Origin of the sequence: Paenibacillus sp. HGH0039 (genome assembly GCF_000411255.1) — a bacterium.
Lineage (GTDB): Bacteria > Bacillota > Bacilli > Paenibacillales > NBRC-103111 > Paenibacillus_F.
Genome location: NZ_KE150412.1, coordinates 2469319 through 2493835, shown reverse-complemented (window position 1 = coordinate 2493835; position 24517 = coordinate 2469319). Strand labels below are relative to the sequence as shown.

15 protein-coding genes and 1 pseudogene are annotated in these 24517 nt (G+C 44.2%); 15 read left to right on the top strand and 1 reads right to left on the bottom strand.

Features of this window, described 5'->3' with window-relative positions:
- Positions 1 to 108: 108 nt before the first annotated feature.
- The 6 genes from sigW to glmS all read left to right on the top strand — a co-directional run bounded on the left by sigW (position 109) and on the right by glmS (position 8590).
- Positions 109 to 687, top strand: a complete 579-nt coding sequence (gene sigW, locus HMPREF1207_RS10775) for an RNA polymerase sigma factor SigW (protein ID WP_009675029.1) — start codon at positions 109 to 111, stop codon at positions 685 to 687.
- Positions 688 to 768: 81 nt separating this feature from the next.
- Entirely contained in the window at positions 769 to 1368 is a 600-nt protein-coding gene (locus HMPREF1207_RS10770) for a zf-HC2 domain-containing protein (protein WP_009675028.1), read from the top strand.
- A gap of 194 nt (positions 1369 to 1562) precedes the next feature.
- Positions 1563 to 2378, top strand: coding sequence for a diadenylate cyclase CdaA (gene cdaA / locus HMPREF1207_RS10765; RefSeq protein ID WP_009675030.1), 816 nt, complete (start codon positions 1563 to 1565; stop codon positions 2376 to 2378).
- Positions 2371 to 3699 (top strand): CdaR family protein, encoded by a 1329-nt coding sequence (locus HMPREF1207_RS10760; protein WP_009675034.1) that lies wholly within the window; start codon positions 2371 to 2373, stop codon positions 3697 to 3699. Before cdaA ends, HMPREF1207_RS10760 begins: the two co-directional genes overlap by 8 nt.
- Positions 3700 to 3826: 127 nt before the next feature.
- A complete protein-coding gene (gene glmM, locus HMPREF1207_RS10755) occupies positions 3827 to 5167 on the top strand; it encodes a phosphoglucosamine mutase (RefSeq protein ID WP_009675027.1) in 1341 nt (446 codons plus the stop codon).
- A gap of 1593 nt (positions 5168 to 6760) precedes the next feature.
- Positions 6761 to 8590, top strand: coding sequence for a glutamine--fructose-6-phosphate transaminase (isomerizing) (gene glmS / locus HMPREF1207_RS10745; protein ID WP_036739638.1), 1830 nt, complete (start codon positions 6761 to 6763; stop codon positions 8588 to 8590).
- Positions 8591 to 9056: 466 nt separating this feature from the next.
- On the opposite strand, the gene HMPREF1207_RS10735 is transcribed toward glmS, so the two are convergent.
- Positions 9057 to 9398 (bottom strand): helix-turn-helix domain-containing protein, encoded by a 342-nt coding sequence (locus tag HMPREF1207_RS10735; protein WP_016423657.1) that lies wholly within the window; start codon positions 9396 to 9398, stop codon positions 9057 to 9059.
- A 130-nt stretch (positions 9399 to 9528) separates the two neighbouring features.
- Here HMPREF1207_RS10735 and HMPREF1207_RS10730 point away from each other — a divergent pair, with 130 nt between their 5' ends.
- From HMPREF1207_RS10730 to HMPREF1207_RS30765, 9 genes and pseudogenes are all read left to right on the top strand, one after another.
- Entirely contained in the window at positions 9529 to 9804 is a 276-nt protein-coding gene (locus HMPREF1207_RS10730; RefSeq protein WP_016423656.1) for a hypothetical protein, read from the top strand.
- A 1191-nt stretch (positions 9805 to 10995) separates the two neighbouring features.
- Positions 10996 to 11274 (top strand): RNA-binding domain-containing protein, encoded by a 279-nt coding sequence (locus HMPREF1207_RS10725; protein WP_009671427.1) that lies wholly within the window; start codon positions 10996 to 10998, stop codon positions 11272 to 11274.
- A gap of 69 nt (positions 11275 to 11343) precedes the next feature.
- A complete protein-coding gene (locus HMPREF1207_RS10720; RefSeq protein WP_009671438.1) occupies positions 11344 to 11874 on the top strand; it encodes a hypothetical protein in 531 nt (176 codons plus the stop codon).
- Between the two features lie 99 nt (positions 11875 to 11973).
- On the top strand, positions 11974 to 18279 hold the full coding sequence (locus HMPREF1207_RS10715) for an ATP-binding protein (protein WP_009671434.1): 6306 nt from the start codon (positions 11974 to 11976) through the stop codon (positions 18277 to 18279).
- Positions 18245 to 18895, top strand: coding sequence for a hypothetical protein (locus HMPREF1207_RS10710; protein WP_016423655.1), 651 nt, complete (start codon positions 18245 to 18247; stop codon positions 18893 to 18895). Before HMPREF1207_RS10715 ends, HMPREF1207_RS10710 begins: the two co-directional genes overlap by 35 nt.
- 123 nt (positions 18896 to 19018) lie before the next feature.
- The gene (locus tag HMPREF1207_RS10705; RefSeq protein WP_016423654.1) at positions 19019 to 20635 is read left to right on the top strand and encodes a hypothetical protein; all 1617 of its coding nucleotides are present in this window, start codon (positions 19019 to 19021) and stop codon (positions 20633 to 20635) included.
- 684 nt (positions 20636 to 21319) lie between these two features.
- Positions 21320 to 21802 carry a MarR family transcriptional regulator gene (locus tag HMPREF1207_RS10700; protein WP_009671426.1) on the top strand — a complete coding sequence of 161 codons (483 nt, stop codon included), beginning with the start codon at positions 21320 to 21322 and terminating at the stop codon, positions 21800 to 21802.
- Positions 21803 to 21852: 50 nt separating this feature from the next.
- On the top strand, positions 21853 to 22887 hold the full coding sequence (locus tag HMPREF1207_RS10695; RefSeq protein WP_009671416.1) for a nitroreductase family protein: 1035 nt from the start codon (positions 21853 to 21855) through the stop codon (positions 22885 to 22887).
- 840 nt (positions 22888 to 23727) lie between these two features.
- Positions 23728 to 24389, top strand: a pseudogene (locus tag HMPREF1207_RS30765) (reverse transcriptase domain-containing protein); the annotation flags it as partial.
- Between the last annotated feature and the right edge of the window lie 128 nt (positions 24390 to 24517).

Here is a 24517-nt window from a genome sequence, read left to right as displayed (position 1 = left end):
GCACTGAAACAAAGAGTCAAGCCGTCCTTCCGGGCGGCTCGACTTTGTGTGTTTTACCGAACATAAGTGAAAAGAAGCCCCGTACTTCCTAGGGTTGGAGGAGTTATCTTGAATTTAGTAGAAACACGATTAGCCAAGCTTGCAAGGAATGGAGATCGTGGTGCTTTTGAGGAACTGGTGAATTTGTATAAAGATAAAATATTTCACCTGGCCTACAGAATGCTCGGTAACAAGCAGGAAGCCGAAGATGCTGTGCAGGATACTTTCCTGCGCGTATACAACAACTTAGACCGCTACGACGAGAACCAGAAGTTTTCTACCTGGATCTTCCGTATCGGAACCAACTTATGCATAGACCGGCTGCGCAAACGCAAACCGACCTATTCCCTCGACGCCGAAATGCCGGACAGTGAAGGAAACGATTTTTACGCCATGCTTGCGAGCAAAGATGAGCTGCCCGAGGACCAGATTGTTCTCTCGGAAACACAGCAGGTAATTCGCAGAGCCATTCAAACCTTGCCTGAAAAATACAAATCCGTCGTGATCCTGCGCTATCTCCACGATATGTCGCTTCAGGAAATCGGGGATGTACTCGGCATGCCCGTTACGACCGTCAAGACACGTGTTCACCGCGGCCGGGAGTATTTACGAAAGAAATTAGACACGGACGCAAATTTTTCTCTGTAAGTCCGATTTTTTTGAAACATCTTCTCCTGCCATACGTATGGTATTACACTATCGGCCAAGAACGAGAAAGGAGTGGCTTCGATGAATTGCAAACAGGCCCTCCCTTTGATGCACGAATATTTGGATGGGGACTTGCAGGGGGCCCAGGCGCTGGAGCTAAAGCAGCACCTTTTGTCATGTCCGGAATGCAACTCGCTGTTCCGGCAGATGGAAACGACGGATGCGCTCGTTCGTTCCATCCCTGCACCTACCGTGTCAAGTGATCTCACGAACCGTATTATGGGCAGTCTCCCTCCCGTTAAGAAGCGGAAGCCGTGGACGCAGTGGATCCGCAGACATCCTGCGGTTTCGGTAGCGGCTGTTTTTCTGTTAACGATGGCGGGCAGCTTTATGACCCTGTGGAATAACAACACCGAGTTAATGGTACGGGGTGCAGACCTGGAACGGGTAATCATCCAAGGCGATAAAGTGATCGTGCCCAGAGGAGAGACGGTAAAAGGCAATCTGGTGGTCGAGAACGGCCAACTGGTTGTAGAAGACGACGCCAATGTGGAAGGAAACCTGGTGGTCATCGACGGAAACATGAATTTGGCATCGACTGCTCACATATCCGGGGATAAAATACGCATTGACGAAGCTTTAAGCTGGATCTGGTTTAAACTGAACGATCTCATGCATTGACCTGCTTAAACAAAACAGCATGCATATCTCATACAGCTAAAGTCCTCGAGGGGTACCCCGGAGGGCTTTTTTCTTTGGAAACCGGGAAATGGGTAGAATAGAAGAATTGTTCGGATTGTGGTATTATCAAGGAATAGACAGATAAAGATAAGAAAAAAATCCGGATTTTTACGCGTTGATTTGGGGGAACTCCAGTGGAATTATTCGCAGATATTTCCATCACAGATATTATAGATATCTCGATTGTCAGTTATGTGGTTTATAAATTAATTATGCTGCTGCGCGGTACAAGAGCCGTACAGCTCATGAAAGGGATCATTGTCGTACTGGTCGCTTGGGCGCTCAGTGTTGCTTTCAACCTGAATACGCTGCAGTGGATCATGAACCAGATGTTTACGGTGGGTCTGATCGCCATTATTATTATTTTTCAGCCGGAACTTAGAAGAGCGCTGGAACAACTGGGCCGCGGCCGGCTTTTCTCACGCAGCTCGATGGACGTGGACCAGGACGTCAACATACGGATCGGCGAAGTGATTAAAGCGATGAATTACTTGTCCCGGCGTAAAATCGGGGCTTTGATCGTCTTTGAAAAGGAAACGGGCCTGACTGATTACATCGAGTCGGGAATAGCCATAGGCGGACGGATCAGTTCCGAGCTGCTTATTAATATTTTTATCCCGAACACGCCTCTGCACGACGGTGCGGTTATTATCCGGAACAACCAGCTGATGGCGGCGGGTTGTTATTTGCCCCTCTCGGAGAATCCTTTTATCAGTAAAGAGCTTGGGACCCGGCACAGGGCGGCTATCGGAATGAGCGAGGTTTCGGATGCCGTTTGTTTGATCGTGTCCGAGGAGACGGGGCAAATCTCGCTGTCGCTGAACGGGCAGGTCGTCCGGGATATCAAGGAAGAATCCTTGATTTCGAAGCTTTTTGATGAATTGAAGCCTAAGGCCAAAGACCGTCAAAACCCTTTCAAGAAATGGTGGGAGGGACGCAAACGTGGATAGATGGCTGAGAAATACAAATGTCGTCCGGGTGATCGCGGTCATTATCGGAATTCTTCTTTGGGCGGTTGTCCGGATGGAAGGCACTACCGTGACCAATTCGACAACGGGGGGAATTAAAGAGCTGCCGATCAGCAATGTGCAAATTACGCCGAAATACGATTCGGATAAATATTATATTTCTTCGATTGAGCCCAGCCGGGTACAGGTGATTTTGAAAGGGAAAGATTCCGCGCTGAAGCGGGTGAGTACGAGTGAGTACAAAGTCGTGCTGGATTTAACCAAGGCCGGCGGTAAAGGCGAGTATGTCCTTCCGTTGGAGGCGGTCGGCTTCCCGTCATCTTTGCAGGTGGACATCGTGCCGCGGAACGTCAAGGTGGTCGTCGAGGAGCAGGAGATGAAGGAAGTCCCTGTGAAGATCAATGTAAAGGGAACTCCGCAGCCCGGGTATAAATCCGGTGACCCTATCGCCAAACCGAGCAAGGTGCATGTATCCGTTCCGGCGAGCAAAGCGGACGAGGTGGCGACGGTTCAAGGGGAAATCTCGGTAGATAAAGCCGATTCGGCAGTAACCAAGCAGGTGAAGCTGAAGGTCTATAACAAAGAAGGCCGCGAGCTGCCTTACGATATAAGGCCGGCCGTAGTGGACGTGGATGTTCCCGTCACGAGTCCGTTTAAAACGGTGCCTCTGCAGATCCAACTGACGGGCAGTCTGCCTCCCGGTTACAGCATCGGTTCGATCAAGCAGAATCCGGACAAGATCATGGTTTACGGGCCGCAAAACGTGCTGGACGGCATGGACTTCTATTCGGGAGTTACGCTCAAGATCGACGGGCTCAAGGAAACGAAAGAATTTACGCTGGACATTCCTTTGCAAAAAGGGGTGACTCAGATTGAGCCGACGAAGGTGCAGGTAACCGTCGAAATCGTGTCTTCCATCAAAAAGGAATATCCGGGAATCCCCCTGAAAATAGTGGGACAGGCGGAAGGAACGGAAGTGAAGTTCACGGATCCTCCTAACGGCAGTATCACGCTGACCCTGGAAGGAGCGGCGCCTCAAATGGAGGCCGTTAAACCGGAAGACATCCAGGCTATCGTGGATGTGAGTAATTTGCCTCCGGGGACGCACGAACTGCCGATTACCCTCAATCTGCCGCCGTACATCAAAGATGGCGGGACACAGGTCACGAAGGCCAAGGTCGTCATTTCGGCGGCTCAGACGCAAACCGAGTCGAAAAATCCGAGTCCTACACCGATTCCGACTCCAACTCCAACCCAGAAACCGGATGACGTGGGAGAAACGGTCCCTAAAAAGGAGCCGTAACCCCCTAAACGGGAATTTTCCTTCGTAAGTTATAAGGGATATGTTAAAATCATGACAAGTTACCAGGATTTATAAAGAAGCCGATATGGCATTTACGTGCCGTTTATGAGAAGAGGGGAAGAGAACGATGGGGAAATATTTTGGAACGGATGGAGTTCGCGGAGTAGCCAATAAAGAGCTGACACCGGAGCTGGCTTTTGAAATCGGACGCTGTGGAGGATATGTGCTGACACGTCAGGCTCAGCATCCGAAGGTAGTCATCGGCCAGGACACGCGTATTTCGGGTCCTATGCTGGAAGCGGCGCTGGTCGCAGGTCTCCTGTCGATCGGAGCGAACGTGATCCGGCTCGGCGTCGTATCTACACCTGCCGTCGCGTATTTGACGCGCGTGCTTGGCGCCGACGCCGGCGTGATGATCTCCGCCTCGCATAATCCCGTGGAAGACAACGGGATCAAATTTTTCGGCGGAGACGGGTTTAAGCTGCTCGATGAGACGGAGCTCGAAATCGAGCGCCTCCTCGACGCGGACGACGACGAGCTGCCGCGGCCGGTGGGCGGCGAGATCGGTTCCGTGTCGGATGATCCGAAGGCGAAGTTCCTGTACGCCGACTTCGTCAAGTCGACCGTGCAGCATTCGTTCGGCGGCATGAAGATTGTGATGGACTGCGCGAACGGAGCCGCTTACGAGCTGGCGCCTAAGATTTTCCGCGAGTTGGGAGCGGAAGTGATTACGCTGGGAGCGGAGCCGAACGGGCGCAATATCAATGACGGCTGCGGTTCGACTCATCCGGAGAATCTGCAGAAGGCCGTCATGGAGCACGGCGCCAACCTCGGTCTTGCGTTCGACGGGGACGCAGACCGGCTTATCGCGATTGACGAGAACGGGGATGAAGTCGACGGCGACTTCATCTTGAGCATCTGCGGTGATGCGATGAACCGTGCGGGCAAGCTCAATCACAGCACGATTGTAACGACCGTGATGGCTAACATCGGCTTCTTCAAGGGAATCGAAGGCCACGGCCTGAAAGCGACGCAGACGGCCGTAGGAGACCGTTACGTGATGGAAGAGATGCGTAAGGGCGGCTACAACCTGGGCGGCGAACAGTCCGGGCATGTTATTTTCCTCGATTACAATACGACCGGAGACGGTATTCTTACGGGCTTGCAGCTCGCTGACACTCTCGTGGCGGGAGGTCGTCCGCTTAGCGAAGTGAAGCGGATTATGCGGAAGTTCCCGCAGGTGCTCGTCAACGTGCGTGTAGCGGATAAAAGCAAGCTGCAGGACAATGCAGCCATTGCTGGCGCAATCAGCGCCGTAGAAAGCCAACTGGGCGACAACGGCCGTGTGCTGGTGCGTCCGTCCGGGACGGAGTCTCTTATCCGCGTCATGGCTGAGGGGCCGGACAAGGATACGGTGGAAGGCTACGTCAATGACATCGTGGAGGTCGTGAAGCGGGAGCTCGGTTAATTCCGGGCGCGTTTTGCGGGCTTGATTTTGCCTGATCTATAAGGTTATAGACTGCTGTGTTGATCGGTTTGTGTAGGCCGCTTTTCTCTTAAGAGAGGAGCGGCTTTTTGGCATGCGGATGGGAGGGACAGAGGGCTGAGCGGTATAGGAGAGGGGGGTAGAGTGGAGTAGAGGGTTGTGGGAGGGGAGATAAGAGGAGTGAGTTCAAGGAAGCGGATGTAGATGCGCAGAAGGCCTGAGCTAATGGGTGGGCTCGTGATGGTTTTTAGAAGAATAGAAAGTCCTGTGGAGTTGAACCCCGGTGCGGGAAACAGCGTTTGTTGAAAATTGGAGGCACCGCTAGCCGCTAGCTCCCGGAGCGCGGCGAGGCGTCGCATGACGGGGTGTCAACCACACGTATGGAAGAAGAAACGAGCCTGCCGTCATGCAGTCGTACTTAGCCGAAGTGAGGCTCATACCGCGAATTTACACAAGATTTAACCGCCTATTATGGGGCTTGTATCTCATTTTGTATCGTGAGAGTTGCAAAGCGGGGCCAAAATGAATATGATGGGTATATGTTTTTTTACTCATGCAGAGAAAGGTGGATAGTGTTTCAGCAACAACAAGCGCCAGAACTTGCGCGGGAAGCGTCCGAATTGTACATGCGGGTTAATCGACCCGGTATGGCAAAGATAACGTGGAGCCGGCAAGTTGACGAGGTGAAGGTGTTCGAATTTTTCGGCGGGGACCTTCCGGTAGTTCATTCCTACCGACAAGCTGGAGAGCAAACTGTCCGGGTGACCGGGCACACAAGAATCCAGCCGAATGATTCATAGCAAGGGATCAGGGCCGCATGCTTGGATTTTAGAAGCAGGGATGGCTCTGGTTGAGGCTGCAGACGGGTCGTACGGAAACCGCTTAGGCGGACGAACGGAGCAGTCGTTTTTAGACAGGCAGAAAAGATCTTTGCCAAGCGGTGACGTTGGTTTAAGGATCTGTGCAGCATTGGGGCTGTATTGCGGCGCTGTTGGACGGGTGACCTCGGATATAGGGGCCTGTTTCTTCAGTTCTGTTTTTCGCGGCGAAGACGCTGCTTGGGCAGCTTGTATCGTTGCGTGTCAGGCGTCCTTTTATACTCGTTCCGGCTTATACGAGTAAGCCGCATTGTTTGAAAAACGCGAACTCGGAAGCCTTTTTTAAGTGCGCCTGTTAGAAGATTTCAGGGCATTTAGGACGAATACGGGTGTAAGAGTACCGGTTTACTTTTTAAATACGGGTGTTATGTAGACACTTGTAAAAGACAGATCTTGATACGAAACGTATCAAATGACTTTCGCTAGTTAATCTAACCGTACATCAATGCGCTAGTTAACCTAACCGGAATCAAGGTGGAAGAACGACTAAGGTGGTTTTGGTGTTCCGGTTTTTGAAATCATTCTTTTTAGACGAGATAAGGAATCGCAAAATATATAAGCAGGGCAGACGGTAGGAGTTTGAATTCTGGAGTGTGGCTCCGTTCAGTGTTCCGCCGATCTTTGACAAACAGCCTATGAACGTTATTCGCGGGATGCGGAGCGGGTCATGGAGCTCAAAAAATGGGGGTATTTTTGTATGTGCGGAATCGTTGGATATATCGGTAAACGTGATTCTCAGGAAGTGTTGATCGAGGGATTGAAAAAGCTGGAGTACCGCGGGTATGACTCGGCAGGCGTGGCCGTTTACACGGAGGGCGGGCTTCAAATCAAGAAGTCGAAAGGCCGTCTGGCTGTGCTGGAATCGCAGCTTAGCGATGCGCCTTTGAACGGAACGGTAGGAATCGGTCATACGCGCTGGGCGACACACGGCAAGCCTTCGGATGAGAATTCGCACCCGCACACGGACAATTCGATGAAATTCTCGGTTGTTCACAACGGGATTATTGAAAATTACATGACGCTGAAAGATGAGCTGATCGCTAAAGGGCACACGTTCGTTTCGGAGACGGATACGGAAGTGATCTCCCATTTGATTGCCGACCTGTATGAGGGAGATATCGTCAAAGCGGTTCAGCAGGCGGTTAAACAAATGCGGGGCGCTTTTGCTCTCGGCGTGCTGACGGAGTATGAGCCGGATCGGCTGGTGGCTGTACGTTTGGCGAGTCCATTGATCATCGGGGTAGGCGAAGGAGAGAACTTTATCGGCTCGGACATTCCGGCGATTCTGGAATATACGCGCAACGTGTATATCCTGAACGATGGCGAAATGGCGCTGCTTACGCGGGACGGTGTCGAATTGATGACAATCGAGGGGAATTTTATTTCTCGGGAAATGTTCCGCGTGGACTGGGATCTGGTAACGGCTGAAAAAGCGGGCTTCGATCACTTCATGATGAAGGAAATTTATGATCAGCCGAAAGCTTACCGCGATACGATCGGCAGCCGTATTTCCGAAGCGGGCGACCGCGTGATTCTGGATGAAATTTCGATGACGGCCGATCAAATTCGGAATATTCGGAATATCCAGATCGTAGCCTGCGGAACGGCGTACCATGCCGGGCTTGTCGGTAAAAGCGTCATCGAAAAGCTGGCGCGCATCCCGGTTGAAACGGATGTGGCTTCGGAGTACCGTTACCGGTCGCCGATCATCACCCCGGAAACGCTGGTCATTGTCGTGAGCCAATCCGGCGAAACAGCAGATACGCTGGCCGCGCTGCGCGAAGCGAAAAGAAACGGCGCGCGCGTGCTGGCGATCACCAACGTAGTCGGCAGCTCCGTATCTCGGGAAGCGGACGACGTGATCGTGACGTGGGCGGGGCCGGAGATTGCCGTGGCTTCGACGAAGGCTTACACGACACAGCTGATGGCGTTCTATCTGCTGGGCTTGTTCCTTGCGCAGACGCTGGAAACCGTGGAGCCGGCGGAAATCCGCCACACCTTGGCGGCAATGCAGAGCCTGCCGGAGCAGGTGGAAAGCATTCTGGCGCGCGGCGAAGAGATCCAAGCTTATGCGGAACAGAATGCTCCGAAGGAGCATTTGTTCTTCATCGGCCGCGGTATCGACTATGCCGTTGCGCTGGAAGGCTCGCTTAAGCTGAAGGAGATTTCGTACATTCACTCCGAAGCTTATCCGGCCGGCGAGCTGAAGCACGGAACCCTCGCGCTGATCGAGGATGATGTGCCGGTGATTGCCCTGGGACTGCAATCCGACCTTCAGGAGAAGACGGTGAGCAACGTCAAGGAAGTTACGGCGCGCGGCGGCAAAGTGCTGGGAATTGCTTACGAGGGAGACGCGGAGTTCGCAAAATCGGTGGACCAGATGTTCAGCATCCCGCGGACGCTGGATGTGCTGTCCCCTGCGCTGACCGTGATTCCGCTTCAGCTGCTTTCGTACTATGCGTCGCTGGCACGCGGGAACGATGTGGATAAACCGCGCAATCTGGCGAAGAGTGTGACGGTGGAGTAAGGCGGAAGCGTGTTGACACAGCAATTTGTCCGGTGATAATAATCTGGAACCAGTAAAGAAAGTCTGGAACCGATTAATGAGTGTCGAGCAGTTCTAGTGTTATTTCTAGGATTTGCTCGCCTTTTTTATTTCAAGGGAGGAAGCAAAGTCATAGAGATATACCAAAAAGATGGAGTATGTGTCGTACCGTCTAAAGATGGGAAAGTTGAGGAATATATAAAAATCTTTAGCGGGAAGGCGGCTCGGCGTAAACCCTCTTATATTAAGAATCAGTCTAATGGAGCTAATCAAGTTATGGATATAAAATTGTGAAGTCGCGTGGTTCGGCTGTTTTGTTTTAACGATATATTCTTGTTGATTATTGCTCGTTATTTGTATATCAATAAAAACAAGCAGGGGGACTGAATGCCACGGCAACGGTTCCCTGCTTTTCTTATTAGTGCTCTATCATTCGTGACTGAATAATTTAAGTGTTTCTTAAGGCCAGCGCCTCTTTAAGCAACCGATGTACAATTTGAAGCTCTGAGTTATCCAATGAGTAGAGCAAAGTATCGATTTTTTTCATTGTATCGTTTTTTACCTTATCCGAATAATCACTGTTTGTCTCTAGTAGTTGCGATGGATTAATTTGTAAAGCATCAGAGATTCTAGACAGTGTTCCAAGTGTAATATTAATTTCTCCTCTTTCAATTCTTCCTAAGTAAGACTGCTCAAGATCGATCAAATCGCCTAGTTCGTCTTGCGTATAATTTTTTGCTTTCCGCAAACTTCTTATTTTTCTTCCCACACTGGCATTAATATTAGACATCTCGCCACCTCTCTTTGAGAGTAGGCAAGAAGAGGAAGCTAATGAAGAGCATAAACTACATAATACCATTTGAAAATAGGACATATATATTCTGAAATGAAATCACAATATGCATGAGGAGAAATGCTACATGACATCTTTGGCGCACCAACATGTAATTGAAAATGTGCTACAGTACAAAATGCGCGGGAAGTTTGCATATCTTGGCAATGTTTCTGCTATGTCTGCTTTACAAATCACATATGTAAAACCATACGACCATCCATCCGGTAAGGGATACCAGCGCCCAGTCGACAGCAAGCGTTGCAATGATTTCGCTATGTATTTATCTAAAGGCGATGATGCTTTATTTGTACCAATACTATTAAATGCAGAAACACAGAAATGCTTTCTTATTTTGAGTTGAAAGACGAAATTGGGTTTAGATTGTTTTATGAGCAAACATTGAAATATGTGATCTTACCCTTTTCATTAGGTACAACATTTCCAATCCTTATATTCAAATATAGAGAAGCGGCTAATAAGAGTAAAGGGCAAAAAGTATTTGATAGCGCATGCAGCAACACCAACATCCCCACCTCTGAAATGATACACTTGTTACGTAAGGCAATCTATTTTGGAGAGGCTCGATCCGTGGTATGATCCATGGCCACTATGTCCTACATTCATATGTGCCGTTATTGAACGTGTACCGATCTCGTCGCAAGAGTTGGCTGCAAAAAAAACGTGCATCAATTATCTCGCTGTGTAGAAAAAGGATAGATAGACTACGCAATATACCAAATTCAATTCGACGGACGTTGCTTCAGGTCGGTGACTCTGTTAATACAGGCTTCAAAAACTTACGTGTAGAGTTTGAGTAAGCACGGAATAAGCGATATTTTGGGGTTAGACTTACAATAGCTTTATTTTTAGCTGTTGGTTGGGTTATTTTGGTGATGTCGGGTCTTTTAGCCAGTGTTCTCTCGAGCTTTTATGAAGGTTATGTAAGTCTATATGATTCTGATACTACAAGAGCACATGCTTCGTTTGTAATTCTATATTTGCTAATGGCTTGTTTGTATTTTTTAGGGAAATCAATAGCAAATCGCTATCGCCCTTCTATTTTTAAATTAGAACTGTGTAAGTTAGTTACGCATCTCCTGCTCTTAGTCTTATCGGTACTAATTGTATTCTTTACAGACGTTATCTACAAAGAATGGGTTGCCGCTCTCTTATTTCCTGGGATGTGGCACGTTATTTGGTTATTAGAACAGGTTGGCCGAACAAAGCAAAACAATAGACCTGGATTATTGGAAAACGACAAGAATTGATGTGAGTATATAGTCACATAAGATCAGCTTTTGTTTTTGAGAAGGCCATCGTAATACCAGTGGTGGAGGGTTTCCTTCATGGAGTTTCCAGTAGCCCAGGTAAAATGAAAGAAGTTCTAAAGGAACGTCTCAAGCCATTATAGGCTCTTTGCTACTGAACTCATCAGTAGCTTTTTTCTTTGCCGATTTGGGAAAAGTAGGATATTGGTATAAAATGTCGAATTAAAAGTAGGAATGGTTCATATTGCGTACAAATCAATTTGTGACTTTAAGGTGAGATCCATATGGATAGGATAAATGAATTAGTAGAATACGGATACGAGTGCGACTACTTAGACTTTAAAGAAAAACAATATTCCAAAGAAAAAACTGCCGACTTGATTGTGGACATTATGGCTATGGCAAACTCCCGTTATGACGGAGATAAATTTATTATAGTGGGAGTAAAGGATCGGCCTGAAGGAAAAGAAATCAAGGGAATAAACCCAGAAGAATTTATTGATTCATCAAACTACAAACAAGTAATTCTAAATAACATTGAACCTGAGATACATTTTGATTAATTCAAATATGACTACAAAGGATCAGTGTTAGGGATCTTAAAGATTTATAGTACAGATAACAAACCATATATGCTGAAAAAGAAATATGATCGTCTGAATGAAGGACTTTGTTTAATCCGAAAAGGCAGTATGAATGCCGTAGCAAAAAGAAATGACTTTGATTATATGTACCTTAATAAAGGTCAATTTGAAATTAGACTTCTAGAAAAATCTTTACATGCTGTACATGATATGGTGGGATGCGCATCAATAGATGTTGCGTTTTCGAATACAACGGATTTCCCCATTACGATTATGGCTGGAGAGCTATTCATATACGATAAACAAGGCGCAAAGATAACTAATCATCCTGTTTTTGGTTTAAACGAATATGTCGGTGCTGACTTCAAATTACCCTTACAGCCCAAATCAGAAGTTGTAGGACACCTGTTTGTTGGGTTTAGTTCATCTCAACCATTAAAGCTTAATATTGATGAACACGGATTGTGTGATGAAAAGTATGATTTTAACTACTACTTATGGATGCGCGGCATAAAAAATATTCTGCCACAATACGCCAATGTAGAGTGTTTGTTGATGGCGATTTTCTATGGAAAGTGAAGCAACAAAAAGGGATTCCACATAAGTTTCGAACTCATTGATGATGCTCATAATCTCAAACAACTGTACATCTATTAATGGTAAGTAGAGGTGGGTACTTTGGAAAACGAACTTGTTAGATATTCAAGGGCCGGCGACATTTTTCACTATCGGTGGGCTGCTCGGCGTTGCCTGCGTTTAATACACCCTAAATCTCGAATTAAATCTATCGTAATCGAGGGATCTAGGGAAAGTAAGCTGGCTGGAGAATACGTAATTGATGTAGCTGAGTATTTGGATTCCTTATTTCAAGGATGTCAGGATGTCGCCTATTATCAGTTGAAGCACACTACTGTACATAAAAATAATCCATTTAACCTTAGCGATCTCAAAGAAACATTCGAGGGCTTTTCAGCAAGATATAAAGAACTTATTAGTGAAGCAACAACTACAAAAGGTAAAGTGAATTTTACTATTGTCACCAATCGGCCGATTAATCAAAACCTTAAAGATAGCATAGAGAAATTATCTGCAGGTGAATCAATTAATTCACAGTATAGAAATACACTTTCAAAATATACACAGTTATCTGAGGAAGATTTAAAAAAGTTTTGTGCTTGTATAAAATTCGCAGACGGCGAAGGAGACTATAATGCACAGAAGTATAGGCTTCATGTAGAAATATCTCAGTTAGTTGCCGGAAGTATCGATAATCCTGAAATAGAAAGCATTACTGGACTAGTTCGTGACAAGGCTTTACCTGATAACAATGGTGTAATTGTTCGTGAAGAAATACTTGAGAAATTTAAAGTTACGTCTGAACGCGATCTCTTTCCTGCTCCACCTGAGTTTGAAAAACTTGAAACCCTTGTGCATAGAGAGCAGCATAATGACTTGTTGAAAACCATTTTAGAATCAGCAGCTCCGCTGATCATACATGCTCCTGGAGGAGTAGGAAAAACGGTTTTTGCTCGCCAAATAGCCAAATCATTACCTGTTGGATCTTTCGGTGTTGTATATGATTGCTTTGGTGGTGGACGTTATCGTAATCGGAGCGAAGTGAGGCATCACCATCGCCAAGCATTTGTTCAGATTGTTAATGAATTGGCTGTACAAGGCCTTTGCGATCCACTAATAGTGAATTCCGGCGCATCTGAAACAGATATATTAAGAAAGTTCCTCGACAGAATTGAAACAGCAGTTACTGCCATGAAGAAATCAAATAGCAATGCAGTCCTAGTGATTCTAATAGATGCAGCCGATAATGCTGAAATGGCCGCGGTGGAGTTCAATGATAATTGCTTTGCTCACGAACTTCTCCGTGAACGTATAATCGAAGGTGCTAAAATAGTTGCCCTTTGTAGAACCGAGCGTATACATTTACTCCAGCCGCCTAGTAACATCAAACAACTTGAGTTGAAGCCATTTTCGGAGAAAGAGTCTTTTGATTATTTAAGGTCCCATTATCCGCAAGCGTCTAAAGAGGATGGAATAGAATTTCATAGGCTTACTAGTGGCAATCCACGTGTACAGTCAACTGCTTTAAGTTTAAATGGTAGTACGATTGCTGAAGTATTCTCCAACCTTGGAAGTACTGGAACCACTGTCGATGAACAAATAGAAGGACAATTAATGTCAGCAATTGATTCAATAAGAGATAAACTTCATGATGATTACAGAAAACAAATCGACTCTATCTGTGTAGGTCTTGCTACATTACCTCCCTTTATTCCACTGAAGATACTATCTAGGGCAGCTGATGTTGAGGAGTCTACTATAAGAAGTTTTGTTGCAGATATAGGACGTTCCTTATGGCTTTCTGACTCCTCAGTTCAGTTTAGGGATGAGCCCACGGAAACTTGGTTTAGGAAAACTTATGCAGCATCGAAGGAACAAATAGAGTTTTTTATTGAACAAATCAAACCATTAGCTAACGAGTATTCATATGTCGCTTCTGCTATGCCTGCTCTGTTATTACAAGCAGGGAAGAACAACGCTCTTGTTGAATTAGCTTTATCCGATAATTATCTTCCCGATAATCCCATTGATGAGCGAAATGTTCGAGTATTTCGTCTTCAATTTGCATTTAAGGCTTCGTTGAAGCAAGAAAGCTTAGTTGAGGCGATAAAATTAGCTTTACGAGCTGGTGAAGAAGTAGCTGGTGATAAACGACAGTTCGAACTTCTTGCAACCAATATTGATCTGATTGCGCCTTTACAAGATGAACAACGTGTACAGGAGTTTGCTTTTCGTCGTTTGTTTAGCGGTTCTTGGAGAGGATCAGAGAATGTTTACTCAGCAGCGTTGTTATCAACGGTCAAGAATTTTAGGGGGGAAGCCAGAAGCTTTCTTAGGGCTGCTGAGAACTGGTTAAGTCTATACTTCCAGGATAGAGATAAGATAAAAGAAGAAGATATTCCATTTCATCGTGAACAACTAAAAAATGAAGAAATTATGGAACTCGTATACACACATTTTAATTTACATGGGGTAGAGAGGGCCTTCAAATTTCTTATGAGTTGGCGACCGAAGAAGGTTATCTATCATATCTCTAGGCAACTATATAAACGGCTTATGGACCTAGGGGAATTATCTGCTGCAATGCAGTTTGCAAAACTCGGTTCGCGTAATCAGTATTTAATAATTGCTTTTGCACATGAGTCCTTAGATATCGGACATATTCCCAATTCGGATGTACTCTGCTCTTGCCTTGATTTACTAACTACAAAACGGGCTAGAATTTCAAAAAAACAAAATACTTTTCAGGACACAACACTTCAATCTCTTATCTCTTTTCTTGAATCTTGCGCAGCAAACAAGTTACCGAAGGGGAAAATCATCAGGGTTCTAAATCATTATTTTCCTCAAAATGCTTCACGGTCTATTACAAGCGATTACGATAATAAAGATCGTGCAATTTTTATGCGTGCGCTGGCATTAAAAAAAGTATTACTTTCAGATCTCGAATTCGATATTAATGAATTGCTTCCAAAGGATCTACAACAGAATAGAAAATATAAGGATGAACAAGAGGTAAGGGAAATAAAAGAGGTAATTGGTGGACTGTTACCTTGGTATATGCTGCGGATACGCTGTTTAGCAGGGGATATTCTTGATTTTGAGAATGAAGTAGCGGAAGTGAAAAAGAAGTCAGGATCAGCAACAGCGAGTCGATATAGAGACTATGATAGTTTACCAACGGAAATAGCTAGAATATGTTGTGACGTTTTGATGTTTCATAAATTTTCCGGACAAATGTCAGCCAAAACTTTTTATGAAAATTATATAAAGAGTAACAGGATGTTTCTTCCTGATCATCTAAAATTAGTTCGTTCTGCTTTCCGATTAAGCCACTTAGCTGAACAGAAGCGCGATTTTGAACAATATGCTTATGACGTAATCCGTTCTGCTACAGACATTGGCCCAGAGGAAAGGGCAAACTGTTACATTGATCTTGCACGAGCATTGATTAATGCAAATCGTGATGATGCCGCGGTTTACTTCAATTTTGCCATCGATGCTGTTTCGAAATTTGGCGATGAAATCGTCGAGAGATGGGAAGCAGTTGTTTCCCTAGCTAACCAAAGAAAAGTAGATGAATTTGCACCTTACGATTTAGCTTACAGATTTATACGTTGTGCAGAGCTTATAGGAGAAAATGTAGCTCGCGAAAAGTATTGGGACAGGGACGAGGCTGTTAGGACTTGTATTCGATTGTCCCCGGTAACTGGAATCGCTGCACTAAGCAGATGGCGGGACCGGGAAATTGGTCGATTTAATCGTCAATTAATTGCTTTGTCCGAGGAAATTGTAAGAAGCGGCTACGTTGTACCAACGGTAGCATGGTCTCTTTCTGCGTTTATGACGGAGTTTGAAATAGGGGATTTCTCAAGACTATGTATAGAGAAGGAAACATCGCATGATAATCGGAAGTATATTTTTGAATCAGTCAGTAGAGAACTTAGGATAAACGGAGTTGGAGGGGAAGTTTGGGAAAGGATTGCTGAAACGGCTAAAAAGTACTCTTTACAAAGTAATCTATTAGATGAAGTTATTGCTTATAATCACGACAGTATTGATGAAGAAGGGAATATTATTAATCAAGAAAGTACTTCCTCGCTTCGTGTAAAGTCGGAAGAGATTGCAATTGATTGGAACGATCTGCTGTATGATTTGGACTTGGTTTCATCTAATGGATTAAGACAAGCTATCCAACGATATGATGGACTTCCTCAGACTGTGCGAAACAGCGAGTCCTTATGGCGTGAAGTCTACAATCGAATTTCCGATAGTGAAGCGAAGAAATTTTTGTATGAGCTTATTAAAGTAGATGAAGCCGATTTTTATGATATACAGAATGCGCTTTTGTTAGTGCCGGAAGAATGGCATCGTAAAATGAGCATTAAAATTGAGTGGCCCCAAATCATGCAATTCGTAGGGAAACGATTTGCTACGTTTCTGCTGGAAAGGGGATCAATCTCTTTTTTCACTAGGAGACTTCATTTAGGGGCGGAAAATATACCTTTTATTCAAAAAGGAATAATCGAAGGATTAGCAACCCATGGAGATTTGGTTCATGCAACTACATTTTTTGGCTTTGTAACTGTTGCTTCGAAACATATCTCAACACAGGAAGCAACTGATTTACTTGATTTCGCATTATCGAGATTCGAACTGCATATTGATTCTGAGTACGCTGATGGGCCATGGTCTCAATTGTTGTTGCCGTCGGTTCAAATGGATAGTGCTCTTACAGGTTTTGTTTGGTCTGCTTTAGGTTCTCCGAGATCTTCAACACGCTGGTGTGCCGTTCACTGTGTTCGTAGACTCGCAGAAGCTCAATGCAGGGATGAAATTGATGCTTTAATTGATTGGATGGAAAGGGATACTGTTGATGCATTTGGGGCTAATAAATTTCCGTTCTACAACTTACATGCAAGATTATATTTATTAATTTCACTTGCTCGAGTATCAATTGATAATCCGCACATTTTACTACGACATAAGAATGTTTTCTATAAGCATGCCTTGCAATCTTCACTTCATATACTTATTCAAAAATATGCAACTGATATAGCACTTAATATCGAGAAGGCTCATCCAGGTACATACTCGAAAGCAGTAGTTGACGGACTTCAAAAAGTGGGGAAAAGTCAATTTGATAAGGTTGAATTAGAGGGCCGTTGGGAAGCAAGAGATAGTTATTGGCATGCTAACGAGACGATTGATACTAGTTTGAATTTTCACCATGGGTACGATTTTGATAGATACTGGTTTGAACCATTAGGGCGGGTATTCGGTATTTCCAGTGAGCAAGTGGAGGATATTGCTACCGAAGTTGTTGTTAGTGAATGGAATATGCAGCTTCATGGTGGATATAAAAATGATCCGCGCCAATCTTTGTGGAGATCGTCGATAGAACAACAAGGAACTTATCACAGCCATGGGAGTTACCCAAAAATAGACGATTATAATTTTTATCTTTCATATCATGGCATGCTTGTTGTGGCATCGAAGTTGCTGGAGAAAATGCCTGTTGTCCACAGCCCAGATTGGTATGAAGATGAGTGGCATTATTGGTTACACCGACACTTATTGACTCGCAGTGATGGTTATTGGTTATATGACCGTAGAGATCCGATTCCTTTATATAGAAGGGATTGGATTAATGAAGTGAGAAATCTAGATTGGCGCGAAGAGATATCAAATGATGATTTTCTTGATGGTATATTGTCTGAAAGAAACGGAGAATTATGGCTAAACGTGTTCGGATCTTGGGAGGATGGAGATAGTGAAAGATCGGAAAGTTTCAATATTACAAGCTCTCTCGTATCATCGGCCGCTGCTCAATCTCTTTTGAATGCATTGAGTACATGTTCAAGTCCTCATGATTTTAAGTTGCCTGCTTACGAAGAAGATGATATGGAAATAGACTTGGATCCTTTTAAACTTAAGGGTTGGGTATATCGAGAAGAAGCGTATAAGCATTTGGATGAGTTCGACCCACATTCTGCTAAAGTAGATTACCCGCCTTATAAAATAGGTAGCTCAATCACTGAGAGAATGAAGATATCCTCTGATTATGAGAAGAGGGAATGGACTTTGGCTGATGAGAGTGGAACATCAATAGTTTGTGAAATCTGGGCGCCTATTCATGATAGTCATGAAGATGAGGAAATGCGCCACGGTAATCGACTATCAGCATCGCTCTCATTTCTAAAAAGACTTTGTACTGAATTCCAAAGTGAATTAATTATTGAAGTTCAAATTGGAAGAAGATTTAGACAGAAATCATACATGAGAGGGAGTGGGGCGGATGAGTATAAGCCACCGCTTAACAAATTATTTATCTTCTCAGCCGATGGAAGACTCAGAGATACAGAAACGTACTATGAACTTAGGCAAAGCGCTAGTCAAAGAACTTAATTTGGATCCTGGTGTAGATACCACTGCTCGTTGGATGGCGCATTATATTGCTGAGCAAATTGAAATCGCCGAACACAGTTCAGGTATTCAGAAACAAGAGGCAGAAGAACGTTGCTTTGAAACGATATTAAAATTATGGAATCATAGATCAGCTTTCCCCAGGGGCTCAAGGCCGTTTGAAAATTTTGAGCCTATACTTCGTACACTTGCACGACTTGATCCTGAAAATGATCGTCATTTTTTCTTTGAAAATAGAAGGGATACAACAGACAACGTCCCGGAAGAAATCCAGAAGTGGCTGGATGTTGCCGGTGGAATAGATGAAGCAGCGCGTGTGTGGTTGAAATATGTTTTTGAACAAGCTGCATTGGCCGCAACTGATGACTCTTCAATCGAATGGTTAGAGAATTCAGTAGCACTTCAGGAAGAAGACAATTTCTTAGTAATCTTTAGAGAGCTGCATAGTGATATTGATGACAATTGGGGAGAGGGCCAAAAAGAAAATGAAAGGAAGCGAAAGATTATAGTTTCAAGGATTAAGAAACTGGAGGCCTTCGCAGAATTAAACCAATTATTATTGACTGAGTATAGAAACGAACTTGTGAAGTCTGAGTAAGTAGTGGTGGCAAATCCAATAAAGCCTTATAGCCATAATCTGAAATAGTTGGGAAACTGTTTGCAGGATGATTGATAAGCTCTTGATATTAAATTATTTTAAAGGGGTGGATTAAAAACGGTCATGAAACTGTCAAAGAGATTCTGGATATTGGTTTCTATATTATTAACAATGCCAATTTTCACTGCATTGGTCATGACTTTTATATTGTTTGGGAGTTTAGATGATGTACTTAAGCTACTATATTACTATAGAAACAATTTGTCATTTAGTCCTGAAACTTATCCTAAATTATCAGATACCATAAACTATTTAATTGCAGGGTATTCTATAATTGTCACTGGGATTTTCAGCTATGTTGTATGGCAAACAAGTATTCGTAGCTATCAGGTCGCTGAATCTGTAAAAAAACTCGAAGAAAACAGGGATAAAGAAACGGTGCGCCAAAGTGCACTGATTATTTATTATGAGTTGTTATCGGCCTTCTCTAACCTGCGTGACTTATATATTAGTAGAATTATAGAAAATAAAAATCCAAATCCAAGTCAACTGTTTTTCTCCCAAGAATGGGTGAAAAATATTGCAGCTTTACGAGATAAATTAAGTCCTTTAGAAATAACCGAGGTTCACAAGCTTTATAGCAGATTTCATACGTTGAAATTCTTTTTGGAATCAGAATCGGAGCGTGCAAACTTAGATGCTTATATAATAGAAACAGCCGAGAAGGTATTCGCTAGTTTTTTAGCCGACGAAATGCTCAAAAACGATTTTGGAAATATCACGATATATCTAAACAGAAAATATAGTATTATTCTTTCTAAAATCAGAATAGCGACGTATACGGCAAATCACATAAGTATTACAGTTCAATCGAAAGAAATACAATTGTTGTCAATAGATAATACACCTGTTTATCTTGGCTCTATGGAAAATAATATTTTCCACGGTAAAGGAACTTTATACAATGATGAAGGTCGACCTAAATATGAAGGCACATTTCAAAAAGGGAAGTTTATTTCGGGAAAGGTGTTTGGCTATTATGATAATGGAGAAATATTATATGAGATTGAGTATGAAGAAGATATAAAAAAGCACGGGATTATGTATAAACGATCCGAGATTGATCATAAAATTCCATACTACTTCAATGGCAAGTTTGTCGGAAATCATATAAGCGATGGAATTACGATGGAATTTCATAACAATCATGCAATTAAGTATGAAGGTAGCATTCAAAATGAAGAGTATCAAGGCTACGGCATTCTTTATAATTCAAACGGTAGCGTAAGGTATCGTGGGGATTTCGGGCAGGGAGAGAAAATTAATGGTGAGTTGTTTGGAAAAGATGGATATTATTTCATAGGTATTTTTAGTAATGGACTACCATGTACAGGTGACGTGAAAAATTTAAGTAATCATTTTGTACAAAATTTCACTGGCTCAATCGTAAATGGTAAACCTCATACTGGAGAGGGTCTTGTTTTTAATAGAGATCAGGACGGATACGACCGTCACCAACACGAAGTCCAAGACGAGATCGATTATTTTGAAGAAGAGCAATATTATAGAGAGCAAGAAGAATGGCAACAGGAACAAATTAACCAAAGTTCTAGAGAAGAATACGAGCGCTGGGATGAATACATAAAGGCTAAATGGAATAATGGAAATATTAAAGAATATGAGGATAAAGAGATTAATAAGAGGGTATATATCTACACTAATTCACAAAAGAAGAAGTGATTTGGGCTTAATCACAACTGAATTTAAAATTATAAAATATATGAGACTTTTTAGTTAAAGCATTATAAAATGCATAATTCAGCTAAACTCTATGAATAACGGTTTCCCACTTTCTTTCTATGGTAATTTCTAGCGGTTCCAGACTTTTTACTTTTCGCCTTTATCACGTGCCGCGGCAAACCTAGTAAAATCAACAAAATTGGTCCCAGAGATTTTTTACACTTGACACAATTGAATGTGTTAAATTTAGTATGTAACTGAAAAATTAACATTGTAACTGATAAAAGAAGTATGCAACTGAATAATATTGATTGTAACTTCTTAACTAAGCAACAAAGGAGCTCAGACTTGTCTGAGCTCCTATCTTAATAGACCGTTCTTTAAAGGACAACTTACCAGACGAACAGTACACGCTAATAGATAACTCTTGTTTACTTTACCGAAATGCGTTGCGCTAACGAGGAACGATAGCCCATAAAGAAATGCGAGCAGCCAACCATGATCTGCTCCCCTTACGGTAAACAGGTGAAATAATATAACCTGCTAGTGTGAGGGGAGATTTTACATGTCTAGGGGATAATATAATGCTTTTTAAATCTCTGTGCTGGAATGCGGCACTTGCTGAATCCTGCAAACTGTGATATTTTAGTTTCAATGTAAACAATATGGAGTGTGAACCGGAACATGGATTATCCTGAAAGTATCAAGGCGTTAATTTATAAGCAATTGCTTCATTTATTCCATTTGCAAGAACAGCGGCTGGAGCTGGAGCTTAAAGAAATCAAAGATTTGGTGCAGCTTCATCAGCTGAAAGGCGTCCCTGGAAGTTTATCGGCCATCCATGTCCTGGATTGCATCGGCAATCACGAACCGATCAATCATTCCGCGATTGTGGATAAATTAAATTTGTCGAAGGCGAGTATTACAAAGATCAACAAGAAGCTGCTTGCACTTGGCCTCATTAATCGGACCCAGCTCAACGATAACCGCAAAGAGGTGTATTTTCGGCTAATGCCCCTAGGGAAGCAGTTGTTCGAAATGCATCGGGCTTTGCATGAAGCGGAGGAGCAGAGCTTTATCCGGTTTTTGGACAGTTACTCCGATAGTGAGCATCAGACGATTTTGAAGTTTTTTCAAGGCGTGACCCGGTATATTGGCGAGAGATAAGCTAAATTTTTTTATTGTTTTTGTTTACTAGTAAACCATAAGGAGGGATTATGTTGGATTTTTCCCAAACGATTAGAGAACGTAGAACCATCCGGAGATTCAACGCAACTCCGGTAGAGCCGGAACTGCTCATATACTTGCTGAACGGAGCGGCAAGCCTGTACGAGGCCGAGGGTACGCCGCGCTGGCGTTGTATTTACGCCGGCACGCCGGAGTCGCGTCAAAGGCTGGTTGAGAGCATGATAGCTAAGATGAAGGAAAGCAAACTCGGGAAGCTCCTTCCTGTCAAAATGATCGATTTTCTCACAAAGCGAATAACGGATATTCCCGCTCACCTGATCTTCATTGCAGAATCCGCCGCCAATCGGCGGCAGAGCGACGAAAATTACGCAGCAGTTTGCAGTGTCATGCAAAATTTTCAACTGCTGGGCTGGGAGCGTGGGTTGGGCATGCTGTGGGACACGGACCCAATGTTTCAAAGCGAGTCGTTTCTTGCGGAAATCGGTTTGCGGGAAGGTGAAAGGCTTGCAGGGATTTTGCATGCGGGATATTTCGATAAAGCGCCGAGATCCCGGAGAAGAACGCCGGCGAAGCAGAAATGGACCACAATCGGTGGAGGCGGGGAGCCAGATGGGCCGCAGTTGGATAACGTCCGAATTCCCGCGCAAAGCATCCTCGAAATGCTGAATGACGCCGTCTGGGCGCCGAATGATGGACTAAGGGAACCGTGGCGCTTTATCTATGTGACGGGCGGCGAAGCGGCCGGCAAGCTTCGAGTTTCGTATGGGGATGCGTCGCCGGCATTTCTCCTGATCGTGGCGAAGGAAGAAGCGGATCCCCACAAGCAGGAGGAGGATTACGCGGCGGTATGCTGTTTGATCCAAAATTTTCAATTGTTAGCCAAATCCAAGCATTGGCACGTGCGGCGCACGGTTCCGGAATGGATTTATGACCGGGAATGGTGCAAGCCGTTTGGGATTCGGCCGCAGGAGCGGATCGTGGCGGTGCTGGAGCTCGGAGGAGACGCTCCATCCTCGGAATCCGCTCCGGCTGCTCCCCTGTTGCTGAACATCTCACATCTATGACAATACTGCTAGGAGCAGTCATCCTTAGGCGTAAGGTTAAATTCATTGTACGATAATGCATCTACAGAGTATATTTTAGAGGTTGAGTTCGATCAGTCTATACCACTCTAGGTTGAGATTGAACTAACGAGGAAGTATGACAAGTTCTGCTATAAGCACCAATCAGTGTGAAAAGCAGGAGATTACGGAGTGTAATCTTAAATTTACAACCAAGGATGGGAATGATGGAACCATGTATCCCGAAACCATCCCGCCAATACTCCTGCGCGCGTCATGACTAACAGGTCATGGGGTGTGAAGTACAGGTAGATTCGACAGAACGAAGGCTGGAGCCAATTTTTTAAAAAAGGTATGCCAACGGATATGTCGCGCGGCTGAAAAACTGGATATGGTGAGAATGCTCGCACAGAAGCGAACTGACGAACTTCCGAATGTACAGGTCTAAAGTTAGAGCATGCGGAAACGTATGTACCATCGGACGATGGGGTGAGTGGCGTAGAGTAAAACTTTCTTCTATGAAATACGCTATGCCGAACAATGGTGGCATTGGTCTCACAGGCTTAGAGGAAGCACCTAAGTCCAGAACGCATAGATAGGATGTAGGGGACTTGGAAAGCAAGGGACGTTGCAGTAAGGGCTGTTACCCAAAACGGTTGCAATAAGGCACTAGCCGAAATGGATTTATTCTTGTGAGGGTAGGGGCACGACTGATGAAGCCTCTGTAATCGAGGTGGAGGAACAGCCCCAAGTCTAATTGAATAGAACGATCATTTTCCATACGTGAATTGCACCGATCAGGTAGGAACGTGGGGACATCGCTTCATTAGGAGAGATGCTACAGTGCAAGCTCTACGAAATTGGGAATATTACGGCATGCCGGAATCTTTTACGGATTTGTACGAAAGAGCAGCAAACAAAGAAATCTTCTCTCCTCTCTATGGGACCATTACATCCAGAGAAAACATATTGCTAGCTTATCGCACGATGAAGTCCAACAAAGGATCAAAGACCACCAGGAACCGATGGGTTAACCATCAAAGACATCGAACAATGCTCCTAAAATGAATTAGTTAGTGAAATCCAAAACAGGCTGAAAAACTACCGCCCTAAGAAAGTCAGACGGAAGCTTATTGAAAAAGATAACGGCAAAATGAGACCTCTTGGCATCCCTTGTATTCTAGATCGCATCATTCAACAGTGCTTCAAGCAAGTCCTTGAGCCCATAGCTGAAGCCCAATTTTACAACCATAGTTATGGCTTCAGACCCCTTCGATTGACACATCATGCCATGGCAAGAGTGCAATTTCTCATCAATCAGGCATCAATGCATTTTATAGTAGACATCGACATATTGGGATTCTTCGACGACGAAACCTTTCAAATCGAGAACCGGCGAGAGGGTTGCGAAGATACGGTCCAGCCTGAAAGAAGGCTACCTGGTGCGCTACGCGGACGATTTTAAAATCATTTGTCGCGATTGGAAATCAGCCCAAAGGTGGTATACGCTGGGATAAGATGCTATGTTTAATTTCTTATTGGGGTGAGTTGTCAAGTTATGGATTGGATAACTATTGCAGCAAAAAAGAACGCAGCTAACTTAGCTGAGTTCTTTTGCGTGTTTTTGAACCAT

Excerpts from the sequence above, each read along its gene's own strand:
- glmM (WP_009675027.1), top strand. The coding sequence starts at position 3,827 with ATGGGGAAATATTTTGGAACGGATGGAGTTCGCGGAGTAGCCAATAAA.
- HMPREF1207_RS10700 (WP_009671426.1), top strand. The coding sequence starts at position 21,320 with ATGGATTATCCTGAAAGTATCAAGGCGTTAATTTATAAGCAATTGCTT.
- glmS (WP_036739638.1), top strand. The coding sequence starts at position 6,761 with ATGTGCGGAATCGTTGGATATATCGGTAAACGTGATTCTCAGGAAGTG.
- HMPREF1207_RS10720 (WP_009671438.1), top strand. The coding sequence starts at position 11,344 with ATGCTGAAAAAGAAATATGATCGTCTGAATGAAGGACTTTGTTTAATC.
- HMPREF1207_RS10710 (WP_016423655.1), top strand. The coding sequence starts at position 18,245 with ATGAACTTAGGCAAAGCGCTAGTCAAAGAACTTAATTTGGATCCTGGT.
- HMPREF1207_RS10705 (WP_016423654.1), top strand. The coding sequence starts at position 19,019 with ATGAAACTGTCAAAGAGATTCTGGATATTGGTTTCTATATTATTAACA.
- HMPREF1207_RS10725 (WP_009671427.1), top strand. The coding sequence starts at position 10,996 with ATGGATAGGATAAATGAATTAGTAGAATACGGATACGAGTGCGACTAC.
- HMPREF1207_RS10735 (WP_016423657.1), bottom strand. The coding sequence starts at position 9,398 with ATGTCTAATATTAATGCCAGTGTGGGAAGAAAAATAAGAAGTTTGCGG.
- HMPREF1207_RS10770 (WP_009675028.1), top strand. The coding sequence starts at position 769 with ATGAATTGCAAACAGGCCCTCCCTTTGATGCACGAATATTTGGATGGG.
- HMPREF1207_RS10695 (WP_009671416.1), top strand. The coding sequence starts at position 21,853 with ATGTTGGATTTTTCCCAAACGATTAGAGAACGTAGAACCATCCGGAGA.
- HMPREF1207_RS10730 (WP_016423656.1), top strand. The coding sequence starts at position 9,529 with ATGACATCTTTGGCGCACCAACATGTAATTGAAAATGTGCTACAGTAC.